Origin of the sequence: Pontibacter chitinilyticus, assembly GCF_039748935.1 — a bacterium.
GTDB classification, from domain to species: domain Bacteria; phylum Bacteroidota; class Bacteroidia; order Cytophagales; family Hymenobacteraceae; genus Pontibacter; species Pontibacter chitinilyticus.
Map to the genome: position 1 here is coordinate 31,297 of NZ_JBDIZJ010000018.1, position 16,254 is coordinate 47,550.

The window sequence follows — 16,254 nt, forward strand, 5'->3', positions numbered from 1 at the left end:
GGCGAGAGGATATCGGGCTAAGAACGGAATACAGAAATGAACGATTATATAGTGGCGCTCACAGTGATAGGTATAGCGGCGCTTTCGATGACTTGGGTACCGCACATCATGGAGCGCACGCTGGTCTCATACCCGATCATCTTCCTGCTGCTGGGGATGGTGATCTACCTGCTGCCTTTAGGACTGCCTTCTCCGGACCCGATCTGGCGTGAAGATTATGTTGTGCGCCTGACGGAGCTTAGCGTGATCATTTCGCTGATGGGCACCGGCTTAAAGATTAGGCGGCGGTTCGGTATAAAAAGATGGCGCATCCCGCTCCGGCTGATCAGTATCACCATGCTGTTAAGTATCGGAGCGCTGGCCTGGCTGGGGTGGAGCGTGCTGGGGTTCTCGGTGGCGGCGGCTGTGTTGCTGGGGGCTGTTTTAGCTCCTACCGACCCGGTGCTGGCTGAGCAGGTGCAGGTAGGGCCACCCAACGACAAGGAGGAAGATGTGGTGCGCTTTTCTTTGACGGCCGAAGCCGGGCTGAACGACGGATCGGCCTTTCCCTTCACCTGGCTGGCAGTAGTGCTGGCTATTGCCGCCAGCACTAAAGGCGATTGGCTAGGCGACTGGCTGCTGCGCGATGTACTCTACAAAGTAGTGGCAGGTGTGGGGGCCGGCTACCTGATCGGGCGCGGGCTGGCTTACCTCATTTTTATACTTCCTAAAAAAACGAATTTTCCGAAGGCACAGGACGGCCTGCTGGCACTCTCAGCTACCCTGGTAACTTATGGCATAACCGAGATGCTGCACGGGTATGGCTTTATTGCCGTGTTTGTGATGTCGCTTACCATGAGCAGCTACGAAGCGGAGAGCAAGTACCACACCGAGATGCATGATTTCATTAACCAAGTAGAGCGCATCCTGATGGTGATCTTGCTTACTTTATTTGGGGGCGGCCTTGTAACCGGAATTCTGGACCACCTGACCTGGAAAGGAGCTTTGATCGGCCTGGTTTTCCTGTTTATCATCCGGCCGATTACCGCTTATCCAAGTATGCTGGGAACGTACTCTACCACCAAAGAGCGGCTGGCGGTAAGTTTCTTTGGCATTCGGGGAATCGGGTCGTTCTACTACTTGTCTTTTGCGCTGGACAGGGTAGGCTTTGAGGAGGCAGATGCCTTATGGTCTATTGTAGCTTTTATTGTGATGATCTCCATTATTCTGCATGGGGTTACGGCGACCGGCGCCATACGCAAAATAGACCGCGAGCGAAAAAAAAGCGGCCGCCCCATTCCGGCATCTGATCAAACACCCGACGAGATATAGCCTGTGTACCGTTGAAGTATGGCTGACGAACGTACAAACACACCGCTTTTGCAACAGCTTCCCCTGCCGGAGGCTGACGTATACTTTGCATCGCACTTCTTGCCCCCGGAGCAGGCAACTGCGTATTTTGACCGTTTACTGGAGCAGGTAGACTGGCAGCAGGAAAATATAAAATTGTTTGGCAAGTTGCTGCCGATGCCGCGCCTCACAGCCTGGTATGGCGATAAAAGCTATACTTACTCCGGCCTCCGAAATGAGCCGCAGCCCTGGCTGCCGGTGTTGCTGGAACTGAAGGCGCAGGTTGAGAAAGTTAGCGGTACCAAGTATAACAGCGTGCTGCTAAACCTCTACCGCAATGGGCAGGACAGCATGGGTTGGCACGCCGATAATGAACCGGAACTAGGGCCGCAGCCAAGTATAGCTAGCCTTAGTTTGGGTGGCGAGCGCCGCTTTGCCCTGAAGCACCGCGCCCGCAAAGACTTGAAACCGATACGTTTAACCCTTACGCATGGCAGCCTGTTGCTGATGCAGGGCGGCACCCAGCACCACTGGCTGCACCACATCCCTAAAACCTCGCGCGCCGTACAACCACGCATCAACCTCACCTTCCGGCACGTGAAAGTATAGCCAGCTTGCCATTGCCGTCCGGAAAGGTGTAAATTGCGCCCCAAGAGGCGGTAGCCCCGCTACAACTATGAAAGAAAGAAAGAACATTGCCATTATGGGAGCTGGTTTAGTCGGCTCGCTGCTGTCTTTGTACCTGGCCAAGCGCGGCCATAAAGTCGACCTCTACGAGCGCCGCCCTGACCTGCGCAAAACAATGGTAGACGGTGGCCGCTCGATTAATTTGGCTCTCAGTGACCGCGGCTGGCGTGCCTTGAAAGGCATTGGTATAGAAGAGGAGGTGCGCAAAGTAGCCATCCCCATGCATGGCCGCATGATGCACGACGAGCAGGGCAACCTGTCGTTTCTGCCTTACAACAAAGAGGGACAGGCCATATACTCGGTTTCCAGGGGCGGCCTGAATGTGGCTCTGATGAATCTCTCGGAGCCGAACCCCAACATCACCTACCACTTCAACCGCCAGGCGCTGGACGTGAACCTGCGCGAAAATAAAGTGCAGCTGCGCAATGTGGCATCCGGCGAAACTGAAACCATACATCCCGATCTGCTCTTCGGGGCCGACGGCGCTTTTTCGGTAGTGCGTGGGGCAATGCAGAAGATCGAGCGGTTTAACTATGAGCAGCATTACCTGGAGTACGGCTACAAAGAACTGACCATACCAGCCACTGCCGACGGCGGCTGGGCACTCGAGAAAAATGCCCTCCACATCTGGCCGCGCGGCAACTACATGATGATTGCCCTGCCCAACATCGATGGTAGCTTCACCTGCACGCTGTTCTTCCCGTATGATGGCGAACATTCTTTTAAGGCCATTAAGAGCGAGGAAGACCTGCTCGCCTTTTTTAAAATGGACTTCCCGGATGCCGTGCCGCTGATGCCGGAACTGGCGCAGGAGTATTTCGAAAACCCGGTGGGCTCGCTGGTTACCATCAAGTGCTTCCCGTGGAGCTACGAAGGTAAATCGCTGCTGATAGGGGATGCCAGCCATGCCGTAGTGCCGTTTTACGGACAGGGGATGAACGCCGGCTTCGAGGATATTACCGTGCTGGACCAAATGCTGGAGCAGTTTGACGACGATTGGGAAACACTTTTCGACCAGTTTGAGCAGCGCCGCAAACCCAATGCCGATGCCATCGCTGACCTGGCAGTGGAGAACTTCGTAGAGATGCGCGACAAAGTAGCCGACCCGCGTTTCCTGCTGCGCAAGCAGATCGAGAACAAGATCAGCGAGCGCTACCCCAACACTTGGATTCCGCTCTACACCATGGTTACCTTCACCGACCTGCCCTACTCCTACGCGCTGGAAACCGGCCAAAAGCAGGACAAGATCATGAAGAAGGTGATGAAGCACATCCAGTCCGTAGAAGATTTCAATAAACCGGAAGTACAGCAACTACTTGAAAAACAGCTGGTGCAAAAAGGAAAGCTGAAGCAGTATAAGCGGGAGAAGTAACGCTTTTGTCTATGCGACAAGTCAAAAAAGTATAGAATAGCAGCGGCCTGAAAATCTTCTGCTATTTTGCTTTTAAAGTAGGATTGCTGAGCCGAACCCGACCACCCCTGCCCCTCCTTAACTAAGGAAGTTCTGTAGTTGCTTTGGAGAAGTATAAGTTGTATAGCAGGAGCTTCGCTTCGTGGAACTGCTTTATCCCTTCGGTTCAGAGAAGTCAAAGACTTTACCTTTACTCCACGTCACGAATCTGGAGATTCGCGCCAACTCATTAATTTAAACTTCAATCTATACTTGAGCCCAAGTATAAGCTGTAGCTATGAGAAAGATTCCAGTCCTTGGGTTGAGCGCCTCGAGAGTTTCCGGTGCCGAGCTTTTTAGCGAGGTAGCCCGAGGCACGAGGGCAGGAAACGAAAGCAGCGCGATGCCCGAGGACGAGCCCTCGCGGGCTTAGAGCGCACCAAAGCTAAAGATGCAACAAGACAAGTATAAAACTGCGCATCAAACAGCCACTAGTAAGGATAGCCTGCCTGTTAAAGTATAAACCACAGCTAGCAAGCATAGCTTAGATAGTTTAGCCAGTGTGTTGGCCTCATTGTTGCTCTAAATCAAACCAAATACCCCTATAGAAGATCTTGAACTAAACCAAAAGCCATTGCTGTTGCTCTCTGAAAAGGTAGCCCGCTGTTTATAAGTAATTTATACTTGTAAAAAGTATAGCTTTAGTGCTTTTTTACGTTAAACAGGTTACAGCTTTCCCGCAGGGATTCAAGATCATCTACTCAGCTTAAAACAGATAAATGAAGAAATTTTTTTGGTGGTGCGCCGGCGCTGACGACACCATTCTCGAGAAGTGCTCCAAATCAGAGCACATCAAGTATGCCGGTGTGGGCGCTACGGTGTTGTTTACAGGGCTGCTGGCTAGTATTTCGGGCGGCTATGCGCTCTACACCGTTTTTGATTCGGTGCTGCTGGCCATTGTCTTCGGCCTGTTCTGGGGGGCTGTCATCTTCAACCTCGACCGCTTTATTGTGTCCACGCTGCGCAAAGAGGGTAAGTTCTGGAAAGAACTGCTGCTGGTAACGCCGCGTATTCTGCTGGCATTGGTGCTGGCCGTGGTGATCTCCAAGCCCTTGGAACTGAAGATATTCGACAAAGAGATTCAGGCAATTCTGAAGGACAAGCAGGCGGAACTAGCTATTCAGCACAAAGCGCTGGTTTCAAAGCAATTCTCTGAAGTAGATTCTGTGAAAAGCGAAATTGCCGGTATACAGCAGGACGTAGCGGCTAAAGTGCAGGAACGTAACAAGTTGTACGATGCCCTGGCTGCTGAAGCGGACGGCACCGGTGGCACGGGCAAAGTAGGTAAAGGGCCGATTTTTGAAGAGAAAAAGCGGCAGTATGACAAGGTAGACGAAGAACTGAAGCTGCTGCAGGCCGGCGCTCAGCAGCAAATAAACCTGCGGGAGCAGCGCATCGCCGCCCTGATGAAGCAGTATGATGAGACGGTAGCAAAGGGGCAGGAGAGTTTTACGCATTACGATGGCTTAATGGCCCGCGTAAATGCGCTGGATAAGCTGCCCTGGTTGCCCGTGTTCTTCATTACGCTGCTGTTCATCTGCCTCGAAACCGCCCCGATCTTTACCAAGCTGATCTCCGGCAGAGGCCCTTACGATGACATCCTGAAAGGCATAGAGCACGAGCGCACCACACAGGAGATGCAGCGCGTAGCCGAGCGCCAGCAGCAGTACGATACACGTTCCACCGTAGCCAACGCTAAGTTTGCGGCCCGCACCGATTTTGAGGTGGACGCCAAACGCGAGGAAGAGCGCCTGAAGTCAGATGCACACCTGGAGGTGGTACGCGAGTCGGCTGCTGTTTGGAAAGAGCGCAAGCTAAAAGATATTCACCGCAGCCCCGACACGGCGGCCGACATCCTGAACGACAACGAGGAGAACGGCTATTATAAATGGTAACACGCCGGAAGCTATAAAACCACGCAATAAGTATAAAAAGTCCGGTGGAGAGGCCCTGTTTGGATACCTCTTCACCGGACTTTCAGCGTATAGGGGAACAACTACTTTTTACCGCCGGCTGTGCGTTCCGTTCATGGAAATCGTACCTTTGGCAGAACTTAAACAGAAGCTACATGACCGTTTCTAAAATGGCCCAGAACCTGATCGGCTCCGAAATTATACGGGTAGCCGGCGAGGTAAACGCGATGATAGCCCGTGGCGAACCAATTTGCAACCTCACCATCGGCGACTTCAATCCAACGATCTTCCCGATACCGGAAGAGCTAAAAAAGCAGATTAAACTGGCATATGACCAGGGCCAAACCAATTATCCGCCTGCCAATGGGGTGGCGGTGTTGCGCAATGCCGTGGCTGCTTTTACTAAAGAGAAGCTGGGACTTTCATATCCTGAAAACGATATCCTGGTGGCCGGTGGCTCCCGGCCGCTCATTTATGCTACCTACCTGACGCTGGTCGATCCGGGTGATAAAGTGGTATTCCCGACGCCATCATGGAACAACAACCACTACTGTCACCTTTCGGGTGCTACGCCAGTGATGGTAGAAACCCGGCCCGAAAATAACTTTATGCCCACGGCTGCTGACGTAAAGCCGCACCTGAAAGGAGCTACGCTGCTGGCGCTGTGCTCGCCGCTGAACCCGACAGGTACCATGTTCACTAAAAAAGATCTGGAGGAGATCTGCGACCTGGTGCTGGAAGAGAACCGTAGCCGCGGTGAAGGAGAAAAGCCACTCTACATCCTCTATGACCAGATCTACTGGATGCTGACCTTTGGCACAGCCGAGCATTACGATCCGGTAAGCCTGCGCCCGGAGCTAAAAGAGTACGTGGTATACATCGATGGTACTTCCAAGTGCTTTGCCGCCACAGGGGTGCGTGTAGGCTACGCTTTCGGACCTGCCAACGTCATGGACCGCATGAAAGCCATACTGGGCCACATCGGCGCCTGGGCTCCGAAAGCCGAGCAGATGGCTACCGCTGCATTTATGAGCCAGCCGGAAGCAGTAGAAAACTTTATGCAGGAGTTTAAGCCGAAGGTGCAGCACAGTCTGGATGTGCTTTATGATGGATTTCAGCAGCTGAAGGCCGAAGGCTTTGCCGTAGATGCCATAGTGCCGATGGGAGCGATCTACCTGTCCGTGAAAATAGATGTGGCCGGCAAAACCACGCCAGAAGGCCAGGTGCTGCAGACCAGCCAGGATATAACCTTTTATGTGCTGCAGGAGGCTAAACTGGCTGTTGTGCCGTTCTCGGCCTTTGGTTCCAGCCGCGACCTTAACTGGTTCAGGTTGTCCGTAGGAGGGGCTTCGCTGGAGGATATTGAAGCATCAGTTGGAAGGCTGCGCGAGGCGCTGCAAAAGTTAAGCTAAGTATAAGCCGAACGTTCCTGTTAGCAGGAGACGGTACAAAAAAGAGCCATTGCATTTCTATTGCAATGGCTCTTTTTTATTCTGTTATTCTATCGTGATCTGCCGGCTTATACTTTCTTCGAGCGATATAAGGGTTTCGGTACGCTGTACGCCTTCTATGGCCTGCAACTTTTCGTTCAGTACCTCCCGCAGGTGCTTGGTGTCGCGGCAGATGATTTTGGCGAACATGCTATAAGAGCCGGTTGTATAGTGTAGTTCCACAATTTCAGGTATCTGGCGCATCTGTTCCACCGCATCTTTATACTCAGAGCCTTTCTCCAGGTATACCCCAATAAACGCGCAGATATCAAACCCAACAGCAGAAGGGTTTACCAGCAGCTGCGCCCCTTTCACGACACCCATCTCATTGAGCTTTTTCATGCGCACATGTATGGTGCCGCCAGATACATTCAACTCCTTCGCAATGTCAGTATAGGCGCGGGTAACATCCTGCATTAATAATTGCAGAATTTGCTTATCTAAATTATCAATTTCGTAATGCATACCTTTCTATACTTGGTCTTTTTAACAAAGTTGTTATTATCGCTGTTATCTATTTAAATATCCTTAACGCTGGAGCAACTATATTGACTGCAAAATGCGTTTTGCAGCTTATGAACGGTTTTTGCCAATTTTAAAAACAAATATCGCTTTTTTTTATTGAATTGTAGCTTAAAGCAGCTAAAATTTATCTTTGATTGCCAAAATAACAGCAAAATAGGAGCTATACCTGTTTTTTAACCCTGTTGATGAAGGTGTCAATAAGAACCGGCTGCACCAGGTAAGCACAAAAAAGCAAAGTGGCCTGCAGGTACTACCTGCAGGCCACTTTATGTGTTAAGATTGCCGCTCCTTCCAGAGCTGGTTGAACGACTTCTTGGGCACGTGCAGCGGCTCGCGGCGTTTGCTCCAGGTATCTTTCAGCACCTGCTTCAGCACAAAGTTCTTGACGCCGGCGGGGGCCAGGTTCAGCAGCGTGCGGCTTTTCATGGCTTTGAGCCAGAACTTAAAGGCGGTGGTTTCCTGCTTGTCGGCCAGGCCCTCGTCCACGCTTTGCTTGCGGTTGAGGAGCAACAGGTTGTGGATGTTGATCTTGACAGGACACACCGAGGTGCAGGCGCCGCACAGCGAGCTGGCAAAGCTCAGGTGCTTGTTTTCGGCCATGCCGTTGTAGTGCGGCGTGATTACCGAGCCGATGGGGCCGCTGTAGGTGCTCTCATAGGTATGGCCACCGATGTTTTTGTAGACCGGGCACACGTTGAGGCAGGCGCCGCAGCGGATGCAGTTGAGCGCCTCCCGCTTCTCGGGCAGCGCCAGCAGGTCGGTGCGGCCGTTGTCGAGTAAGATCACGTACATCTCCTCCGGGCCGTCCTTCTCGTGGGGCTGGCGCGGGCCGGAAAGGATGGTGTTGTACACGGTCACGTTCTGGCCGGTGCCGCTGGTGCTCAGCAGAGGCCAGAACAGGTCCAGGTCCATCACCGAAGGCAGCATCTTCTCGATGCCCACGATGGCGATGTGCGTTTTAGGGAAGGTGGTGGAGAGGCGGGCATTGCCCTCGTTCTCCGTTACGGCGATGCCGCCGATGTCGGCCAGCAGGAAGTTGCCGCCCGTGATGCCCACCTCGGCCGCCGTATACTTGTCGCGGAGCAGCTTACGGGCCGTGAGTACCAGCTCCTGCGCGTCGTCGGTAGGTTGTATGCCCAGCTTGCGCATAAACAGGTCGGCAATGTCCTTTTTCGACATGTGCATGGCCGGCGTTACGATGTGGTACGGGCGCTGCTCGGCCAGTTGCACAATGTACTCGCCCAGGTCCGTCTCCACCACGTCGATGCCGTTCTTCTCCAGGTAGTCGTTCAGGTGAATCTCCTCCGTGCTCATGGATTTTGACTTGACCACCGAGCGGGCGCGCTTGCGCTTCATGATCTCGCCCACTTCCTTCAGCGCCTCCTGCGCATCCCGCGCCCAGATCACCTTGCCGCCCCGCGCCGTAAAGTTCGACTCAAACTCCATCAGGTACTTGTCTAAGTTGTTGATGGTGTTGGTCTTGATATAGGAAGCCCGCTCCCGGGCCAGCTCGTGGTCGGTATACTGGGTGAGGCCCCGCTGCACCGCGGCGTTATACTTGCCGATGTTGAACTTGATGGTGGACCGGTGCCCCTGGTCAAATGCCTTGGTCTCCGCGTCCTGCAGAAACTGTTTTAACTTACTCATACTGTCATTCCCTACGGTTACAGGGTGTAAAGGCTACACCTGCAGGTGCTTCCTAAAAAAAAGAAAACACCCTTAAAGTTAGGGTGTTTTCCTGGAAAGCTATTCGTGCTAAACTTTAATTTAAGTATAACGGCTGTTGTGGCTGGTGTAGTATACTACTTTTTGTTGCTGTCTACCACAATGCGGTTGTCGCGGTTGGCCAGCTCCCAGGCAGTATGGAAGGCCAGTCGGGCCACGGTCTGCGCGCTCTGGAAGTTGATCTTCTCCACCTCATCGCTGGGCTTGTGGTAGTCTTCGTGCACGCCGTTGAAGAAGAACACGATCGGAATACCGTGCTTGGCGAAGTTGTAGTGGTCGGAGCGGTAGTAGAAGCGGTTCGGGTCGTTCTCGTCATTGTAAGTATAGTCCAGCTTCAGGTGCGTATACTTCTCGTTCATGCGCTGGTCTATCTCGTGCAGCTCCGAGGAGAGCTTGTCATCGCCGATGAGGTAGATGTAGTTGCTGTCGTTGGTCTTCTCGTGGTCGTAGTCCATGCGGCCCACCATGTCGATGTTCACGTCAGCCACGGTGTTCTCGAGCGGGAAGATTGGGTTCTCGGAATAGTACTCGGAGCCCAGCAGGCCTTTCTCCTCGCCGGTCACGGTCATAAACAGCATACTGCGGCGCGGGCCGTAGCCGTCTTTCTTCGCCTTGGCAAAGGCCTGGGCAATTTCCAGCACCGATACTGTGCCGGAGCCGTCGTCGTTGGCGCCGTTAAAGATCTTGTCGCCCTCTAAGGATGGGTCCATGCCCACGTGGTCGTAGTGCGCGGTCACCACCACTACTTCGTCTTTCTTGTCGGTGCCCTCGATAAAGCCCAGCACGTTTTCGGTAGACAGCGGCTCTGCCAAGCGCTCGGTCTTCACCTTCACGTCACGCGCCACGGCGAATTTATCTGGGGTTGGCTTGCCTGCTTTGGCTACCATCGTAGGGTAGTCGAACAGCTGATCGGTAGTAGTCCCCAACAAGGCAGCACCCGCTACCGGCGAGATGAACATAGTGGCGGCGTTTGCCTGCGCACCGGTGCTCTTCATGCCGATGGATGGACGCGTGGCATAGGCTTTGTAGCGCTGCGTGAGGCTGTTGAACTCGCCGGGGTTAGTGCCCGTGATGATCAGCACAGACTTGGCGCCGTGGTCGGTGGCGGCTTTGCGCTTGCTGCGGTAGTCGTTGCCCCAGTCCGAGGCCTTGTCGGTGCTGCTGATGATGTAGTTGCCGTTGGCGTCTTTTGGCTCGCCGGCCAGCACTACCACCATCTTGCCCGTCACGTCCTTGCCCGCATAGTCGTTAAACTTCGGGTCGTCGATGCCATAGCCGGCAAACACCACGTCGGCCGCCTGCTCCTGCTGGTATGGCGAGCCGCCCAGCACAAAGAAGTCCTGCATCATCAAAAACTTCTTGTTGCCTACCAGAATGTAGCCGCCGCCCCACTGCGTTTTCTCGAGGTCGAAAGTTTGGTAGTAGGGGTTGGTGCCGGTCTTTACCGGACCCGCCAGGCCTTCCTGTTTAAAGTGGTTGGAGATGTACTCGGCCGCCATCTTCTGGCCTTTGGAGCCGGTATCACGCCCCTCCATGGAGTCGGAGGCGATGATGTGCAGGTGCTTTGAGAGGTCGTCGGCGGTGATGGTTTCGGCATACTTCTCAGAGACTTCCTCGAGTTTGGCCGCGTCGGTTACCGGTTGTTTGGGCGTTTTGCTGGCCGTGGCGCAGCCGGCCGTCATGGCGGCGAGCAGGGCGTAGGCATACAGGTGGTGATGCTTCATTTAGTTTTAAGGTTAGTATAGGTTAGGTTAAGTATGTTGCTCATTTTAAATGCCTTAGGCAACTTTCGTGCCTTTTGGTGCTTTGCTGGCTTTCGCCTCGCCGGCGGGGCCCTACTTTTCTCCTTGATGAGAAAAGTAGGCAAAAGAATCAAGACCCTCCAAACTCGAGGAACGCTCGAACAGTGGAGTGTCAAAGCGTGCACTTGGCAGAGGCTATACTTTCAAACGAAGTATAAACTCACCCATTTGCGGCAAGTTACTCCCCTGTACTGGCGCGAATCTACAGATTCGTGACTTTGTGTAAAGGCGAAGTCTCTGACTTCACTGGCCCGCAGGGCCAAAACAGGACCACAAGGGAAACGCTGCTATACTGCTTATACTTCTCCTCCTCCTACAGCCGAATTTCCTCCTTGAGGAGGGCAGGGAGGTGTTCCTGATCAGCCAATCTACAACGCCTATACTTAAGAAAGTAGTCTGCTTCCCCGCGCGGCCTCTTTACAGCTTCTGAATCAGCACGGTGGCGAAAGCGGCGATGCCTTCTTTTTTGCCTACAAAGCCCAGGTGTTCTGTTGTTGTTGCTTTAATAGAGATGTCGTTTTCGGGGATGCCCATTACCTCAGCCAGGCAGGTTTTCATAGCGGGGATGTGCGGGTTCACCTTGGGCTCCTGCAGGCAAATGGTGGAGTCGATGTTGCCGATCTCGTAGCCTTCGCGGCTCAGCAGGTGCACCACCTCCTTTAGCAGGATCTTGCTGTCGATGCCTTTGTACTTGGAATCTTTGTCGGAGAAGTGGAAACCGATGTCGCGCAGGTTGGCGGCGCCCAGCAGGGCATCGCAGATCACGTGGATCAGCACGTCGGCGTCGGAGTGGCCCAGTGCGCCGTGCGTGTGCGGAATCTTAATGCCGCCGAGCCAGAAATCCAGCCCCTCCTGCAGTTGGTGCACATCGTAGCCGAAGCCGGTTCTTATCTTTAGTTTATGGCTCAAAATAACAGACGGTTTTACTTCTGCAAGTTAGCGCTTTTTCATAAAAGAACATTTCCGCCGCCACATTCCAGTCTTAAAATCAATACGGCCATCCTAAAGTACTGGTATTATGGGTCGGTGAAACGTGTCGGTCCTAACAGGATGAGGCCTGATGTCAGCTAACCTATAAAATATATAACAAAAGATGTATTACTGAGGCTGGTTATGAAATAGAAAAGCAAGTATGTTTTATTTTGTTATGTTCGCAACATATTGGCTGCTATAGCGAAAGCCTGGTATTTTTAGTTGCAGTACCTGCTTCTGCCACAGCAGCCTTAAAGTGAAGAATATGTTATTTAAAAACGAAAGATACTTAGCACAGGTAACTGCAAGTATAATTTTCACCATTGTTGCGCTGGCAACCACCCCTTTCAAAGCGCATGGCCAGTCGCCCCGGTCGGTTTCAGCAATCATTACGGATTACAATGGCTTCTGGCAAAGTTCAGCCTCAGCGATAAGCACCACAAAACCTGACAACAGTCATAACCTGCTGAGCTTTACTTACCAGGGCACGCGCTACTCTACAGGCGTGGACGATGACAACCTGACCAGCCATGGCCTAGCCTTTACCAAGGGCCTGTACAAATCGCTGCCGCAGTTTAACGTAACCGGCACCATCACAAGCAACACCAAAGTGGCTCTGGGCGAACGGTACGACAGCGTAACGAACGGTAAAAGCACACCATCCCCGGACAGAAACATTAACCTGTACTTAGTTGACGGAAAGCAGGGGCTCGACTTAGGAACTGGCGTGGCCAACCTTCCCGCCGGCAGCCTGACGTTTGATATGACCAACATTCTGGCGGATGCGGTGGGCGATGGCGTGCCGGATATCTTAGTGACGCAGATAGCAGATCCTGCCCAATCAAGCGACACGTATGCCTTTTTAGATGAGAGCGGTAAACAAGTAGGCAATTCAGTCTCCATTACTTTTTATAATATTATTGCTCCCGTAGGCAATTGGGTGGCCGACTTTTACGAGGCAAGCCAGAGCCCGATGACGCTGGGTTCTACCTTCACTAAAACAGAGCGCCCCCTCCGGTTGTGGGCCGGTGATTTTAGTGATTTCGGCTTAACGCCAACCGATGTGGCTCGCATCAGAAAGTTTAAGATAACGCTGAGCGGCAACAGTGATGTGGCTTTTGTGGCCTACAACGCCAATGCGTTTTTAAACAAAACCGCTGTAATGCCGGTGACGTTGCTCAGCTTTAAGGCGAAGCAAAACCGGGGCGAGGTGGTGCTGAACTGGGCCACGGCCTCAGAAGAGCATAGCAGCCATTTTGATGTGGAGGTTAGCCGCGATGGCAAAGCATTTGGAAGTATAGGCACTGTGGCGGCGGCCGGTAACTCTAACACTAGGCTAAACTATACTTACAAGTATGTTCCACCGGCTGCAGGAACTTATTACTTCCGGCTAAAGCAGGTAGATGTGGACGGCACCTTTGAGTATAGCAAGGTGGTGGTGGCTCCGGTTCTTACAAACCAGCAGGTATACTTGTACCCGAACCCAGCGGGCGGCGAGGTGATGCAGCTGCGGCACCCGGTTGCTGCAGGCGCTGAGAAAGTAACGCTGTGGAACGCGGCAGGGAAGAAGTTGCTGGAACAGCCGGTAGCAAAGGGCAGCACAGAAACCAGCTTAAATGTGGAAGGTTTTCCGGCAGGAGTGTACCAGGTAAGTTGGCAGACTGCAACAGGGAAAACTACCTTGAAACTGCTGCTGAAGTAGCCGCTTATACTATATCCACGCATCAAAAAAGAAGGCCTGCTAAAACCAACAGGCCTTCTTTGTGAACTATATATTGAAAAGCGCCTTTGGCTTAGGCCTCTACCTCCGCAAGCGAAGGGTAATCGATGTAGCCTTTGGCACCAGGAGTGTAAAACGTGTTTTTGTCGGGCTGCTGCAGCTCGGCGTTCTGGGCGAAGCGCTCCGGCAGGTCGGGGTTGGCGATGAATGGCACGCCGAAAGCCACCATGTCGGCGTCTCCGGCTTCGATCACCTCGTTGCCTGATTCCTGCGTAAAGCCGCCGTTGATGATGAGGTTGCCCTGATACTTGGGGCGGTAGCGCTTGGCAATGTTGGGCTCGGCGTGCGGCAGGTCGCTCACATCCGTAAACGGCTCCGACAGGTGCAGGTACGCCAGGTTGTAATCGTTGAGCTTCTCTATAATGTAGTCGAAGGTCGGGATGGTGTCCTCGTTCAGCGACATGCCGAAGATGCCGTTCAGGCTCGGGTTCAGGCGCGCGCCCACTTTCTCCATCGGCATCACCTCTTTGATAGCGTCCAGCACCTCAAACAAAATACGGGCACGGTTCTCTTTGGAGCCGCCGTACTCATCGGTGCGGGTGTTGGACGTAGAGGCGAAGAACTGGTGGAACAGGTAGCCGTTAGAGGAGTGCACCTCCACGCCGTCGAAACCGGCTTCCATGGCGTTCTTGGCCGCGTTCTTAAAGTCCTGCACTATCTGTTTGATCTCCGGCACGGTCAGCTCGCGCGGCGTTACGGTGTCTTTAAAGCCTTCGGGCGTAAACGATTTGTCGTTCGGGTTAATGGCCGACGGGGCTACCGGTAGTTCGCCGTTGTGGAAGTCGGGGTGCGACATGCGGCCCACGTGCCACAGCTGGATGAAAATTTTGCCGCCTTCGTCGTGCACGGCTTTGGTAATCTTCTTCCAGCCTTCTACCTGCTCAGAGCTATAGATGCCAGGCGTGTTGATGTAGCCCACCGCTTGCTTGGATACCTGCGATCCCTCGGTGATGATGAGGCCGGCGCCGGCGCGCTGGGTATAGTAGGTCACCATCAGGTCGTTGGGTACGTTGCCCTCGTTGTTGGCGCGGCTGCGCGTCATGGGGGCCATCACTACCCGGTTCTTCAGCTCCAGGTCGTACAGTTTTATCGGTTTTAAAAGTGCTTGCTTTGTCATTGGTCAATTATCATTTAACATTTATCAGAGGAGCAGTACAGCCTTTGCCACGACTCCCCCTCATTCAAAATTCAATTAATCACTCATTCACTCATTCACTCATTCATTCAAAATTACCCTAGTCCCAGTCGGGAGCCCAGCCGGGGTTGATGAGGCGGTTGTTTTGCTGCGTGAGCTGGTGAATCTGCTGCATCTCATCCGCCGTCAGCTCAAAGTCGAAGATGGCGAAGTTGGCCTGCATGTGCTTTTCGCTAGAGCTGCGCGGAATCGCCAGCACGTCGTCCTGCTGCACCAGCCAGCGCAGCGTCACCTGTATCTCGTTCTTGCCATACTTGTCGCCGATGCTTTTGAGCGTGCCGTTGCCCAGCACTTTGCCGTGGGCGATGGGACTGTAGGCGGTGAGGGAGAGATGATGCTTGCGCAGGTAAGTATACAGCGTATCCTGGTTCAGGAAGGGGTGATACTCCACCTGGTTGGTGATGATGTCGGCGCCAGTAGCCAGCACTTTATCGAGCAGGGCCGTGGTATGGTTGCTCACGCCGATGTGCTTGGTATAGCCTTTCTCCTGCGCCTTCATCAGCTCGCCCATATACTCCTCCACCGGCACGTCCTTGTTCGGCCAGTGAATCAGCAGCAGGTCTACCGCGTCGGTCTTCAGCTTTTTCAGGCTCTCCTCCACCGAGGGCAGAAAGGACTTTTTGCCCAAATTAGCAGGCAGTACTTTGGTTGTCAGGAACACCTCCTCGCGCGGCACCTCCGACTCCTGAATGGCGCGGCCCACGCTTTCCTCGTTCTGGTACATCTGCGCCGTATCGATGTGGCGGTAGCCGGTGCTGAGGGCGGCCTGCACCATGTGGTGCGCAGTGTTGCCGTCTAGCTGAAACGTCCCGAACCCGAGGGCAGGTATGGTTACTCCTTTTATGTTTACTGCTTTCATAGTTTCTGTTTTAGGTTTATACATTAGTTGTGTATACAAGTATAGAGATAAAAAAATAGCCTTAGCCGCGCAGCTTGTCCAGCATTTTGCTCATGAGCACCGCCTCTTCCTGGCTCAGGTTGTGGAAGCGTTTATAAAGCTCCTGCGCGTCCTGGTCTATCTCCTGCATTTTCTGTAGCCCCTTTTCCGTGAGGCGTACTTCAATCATGCGGCGGTTGGCCTGGCAGATGTCGCGGGTCACGTAGCCTTTCTCTATCAGCTTATCGATGAGGCGGGTGACGTTGGAGCTGCGGTCCACCATGCGGCACTGGATGTCGCCGAAGCACACCGGCTCGGGGTGCTGCCCGCGCAGGATGCCCATCACATTGTGCTGCTGCAGCGTCAGGCCGTGCTGGCGAAAGAAGGGCATCGTCTGCTGGCTCACCCAGTTGTTGGTAAACAACAGGTTCACGAGCAGGCGACGGTAATCGTCCTTGAACTCCTTTTGCTGTATTTCGTCTTCTATCCGCATACTGAATCTGGCACAA

The 16,254-nt window shown here is 53.4% G+C and carries 13 protein-coding genes; 6 read left to right on the plus strand and 7 right to left on the minus strand.

Going from position 1 to position 16,254, the window contains the following annotated elements; all coding sequences use genetic code 11:
- Window positions 1-36: 36 nt before the first annotated feature.
- The 5 genes from ABDW72_RS19365 (at window position 37) to ABDW72_RS19385 (ending at window position 6,791) form a co-directional block, all read left to right on the plus strand.
- The gene (locus ABDW72_RS19365; RefSeq protein WP_347160260.1) at window positions 37-1,311 is read left to right on the plus strand and encodes a cation:proton antiporter; all 1,275 of its coding nucleotides are present in this window, start codon (window positions 37-39) and stop codon (window positions 1,309-1,311) included.
- Window positions 1,312-1,329: 18 nt separating this feature from the next.
- Window positions 1,330-1,938, plus strand: a complete 609-nt coding sequence (locus tag ABDW72_RS19370; protein WP_347160261.1) for an alpha-ketoglutarate-dependent dioxygenase AlkB family protein — start codon at window positions 1,330-1,332, stop codon at window positions 1,936-1,938.
- 67 nt (window positions 1,939-2,005) lie between these two features.
- The gene (locus ABDW72_RS19375) at window positions 2,006-3,388 is read left to right on the plus strand and encodes an FAD-dependent oxidoreductase (protein ID WP_347160262.1); all 1,383 of its coding nucleotides are present in this window, start codon (window positions 2,006-2,008) and stop codon (window positions 3,386-3,388) included.
- Between the two features lie 797 nt (window positions 3,389-4,185).
- On the plus strand, window positions 4,186-5,361 hold the full coding sequence (locus ABDW72_RS19380; RefSeq protein WP_347160263.1) for a DUF4407 domain-containing protein: 1,176 nt from the start codon (window positions 4,186-4,188) through the stop codon (window positions 5,359-5,361).
- A 173-nt stretch (window positions 5,362-5,534) separates the two neighbouring features.
- Window positions 5,535-6,791 (plus strand): pyridoxal phosphate-dependent aminotransferase, encoded by a 1,257-nt coding sequence (locus tag ABDW72_RS19385; RefSeq protein ID WP_347160264.1) that lies wholly within the window; start codon window positions 5,535-5,537, stop codon window positions 6,789-6,791.
- Window positions 6,792-6,875: 84 nt separating this feature from the next.
- On the opposite strand, the gene ABDW72_RS19390 is transcribed toward ABDW72_RS19385, so the two are convergent.
- From ABDW72_RS19390 to ispF, 4 genes are all read right to left on the minus strand, one after another.
- Window positions 6,876-7,334, minus strand: coding sequence for an Lrp/AsnC ligand binding domain-containing protein (locus tag ABDW72_RS19390; RefSeq protein WP_347160265.1), 459 nt, complete (start codon window positions 7,332-7,334; stop codon window positions 6,876-6,878).
- Window positions 7,335-7,667: 333 nt separating this feature from the next.
- Window positions 7,668-9,041, minus strand: coding sequence for a LutB/LldF family L-lactate oxidation iron-sulfur protein (locus ABDW72_RS19395; protein WP_347160266.1), 1,374 nt, complete (start codon window positions 9,039-9,041; stop codon window positions 7,668-7,670).
- 155 nt (window positions 9,042-9,196) lie between these two features.
- Entirely contained in the window at window positions 9,197-10,843 is a 1,647-nt protein-coding gene (locus ABDW72_RS19400) for a M28 family peptidase (protein ID WP_347160267.1), read from the minus strand.
- Window positions 10,844-11,338: 495 nt separating this feature from the next.
- Window positions 11,339-11,830 (minus strand): 2-C-methyl-D-erythritol 2,4-cyclodiphosphate synthase, encoded by a 492-nt coding sequence (gene ispF, locus ABDW72_RS19405; RefSeq protein ID WP_347160268.1) that lies wholly within the window; start codon window positions 11,828-11,830, stop codon window positions 11,339-11,341.
- 328 nt (window positions 11,831-12,158) lie between these two features.
- On the opposite strand from ispF, the gene ABDW72_RS19410 reads away from it, so the two are divergent.
- Window positions 12,159-13,595, plus strand: a complete 1,437-nt coding sequence (locus ABDW72_RS19410; RefSeq protein WP_347160269.1) for a T9SS type A sorting domain-containing protein — start codon at window positions 12,159-12,161, stop codon at window positions 13,593-13,595.
- A 91-nt stretch (window positions 13,596-13,686) separates the two neighbouring features.
- Here the strand turns inward: ABDW72_RS19410 and ABDW72_RS19415 are convergent, their stop codons facing one another.
- From ABDW72_RS19415 to ABDW72_RS19425, 3 genes are all read right to left on the minus strand, one after another.
- Window positions 13,687-14,790, minus strand: coding sequence for an alkene reductase (locus ABDW72_RS19415; protein ID WP_347160270.1), 1,104 nt, complete (start codon window positions 14,788-14,790; stop codon window positions 13,687-13,689).
- Between the two features lie 118 nt (window positions 14,791-14,908).
- Complete coding sequence (locus ABDW72_RS19420) at window positions 14,909-15,727, minus strand: aldo/keto reductase (RefSeq protein ID WP_347160271.1); 819 nt, start codon at window positions 15,725-15,727, stop codon at window positions 14,909-14,911.
- Window positions 15,728-15,788: 61 nt separating this feature from the next.
- Complete coding sequence (locus ABDW72_RS19425; RefSeq protein ID WP_347160272.1) at window positions 15,789-16,238, minus strand: MarR family winged helix-turn-helix transcriptional regulator; 450 nt, start codon at window positions 16,236-16,238, stop codon at window positions 15,789-15,791.
- Window positions 16,239-16,254 lie beyond the last annotated feature (16 nt).

What these genes read in the sequence shown, in the direction of transcription:
- ABDW72_RS19425 (WP_347160272.1), bottom strand. Translation starts at nt 16,238, where the DNA reads ATGCGGATAGAAGACGAAATACAGCAAAAGGAGTTCAAGGACGATTAC.
- ABDW72_RS19370 (WP_347160261.1), top strand. Translation starts at nt 1,330, where the DNA reads ATGGCTGACGAACGTACAAACACACCGCTTTTGCAACAGCTTCCCCTG.
- ABDW72_RS19400 (WP_347160267.1), bottom strand. Translation starts at nt 10,843, where the DNA reads ATGAAGCATCACCACCTGTATGCCTACGCCCTGCTCGCCGCCATGACG.
- ABDW72_RS19365 (WP_347160260.1), top strand. Translation starts at nt 37, where the DNA reads ATGAACGATTATATAGTGGCGCTCACAGTGATAGGTATAGCGGCGCTT.
- ABDW72_RS19390 (WP_347160265.1), bottom strand. Translation starts at nt 7,334, where the DNA reads ATGCATTACGAAATTGATAATTTAGATAAGCAAATTCTGCAATTATTA.
- ABDW72_RS19375 (WP_347160262.1), top strand. Translation starts at nt 2,006, where the DNA reads ATGAAAGAAAGAAAGAACATTGCCATTATGGGAGCTGGTTTAGTCGGC.
- ABDW72_RS19380 (WP_347160263.1), top strand. Translation starts at nt 4,186, where the DNA reads ATGAAGAAATTTTTTTGGTGGTGCGCCGGCGCTGACGACACCATTCTC.
- ABDW72_RS19420 (WP_347160271.1), bottom strand. Translation starts at nt 15,727, where the DNA reads ATGAAAGCAGTAAACATAAAAGGAGTAACCATACCTGCCCTCGGGTTC.
- ABDW72_RS19385 (WP_347160264.1), top strand. Translation starts at nt 5,535, where the DNA reads ATGACCGTTTCTAAAATGGCCCAGAACCTGATCGGCTCCGAAATTATA.
- ABDW72_RS19415 (WP_347160270.1), bottom strand. Translation starts at nt 14,790, where the DNA reads ATGACAAAGCAAGCACTTTTAAAACCGATAAAACTGTACGACCTGGAG.
- ABDW72_RS19395 (WP_347160266.1), bottom strand. Translation starts at nt 9,041, where the DNA reads ATGAGTAAGTTAAAACAGTTTCTGCAGGACGCGGAGACCAAGGCATTT.
- ABDW72_RS19410 (WP_347160269.1), top strand. Translation starts at nt 12,159, where the DNA reads ATGTTATTTAAAAACGAAAGATACTTAGCACAGGTAACTGCAAGTATA.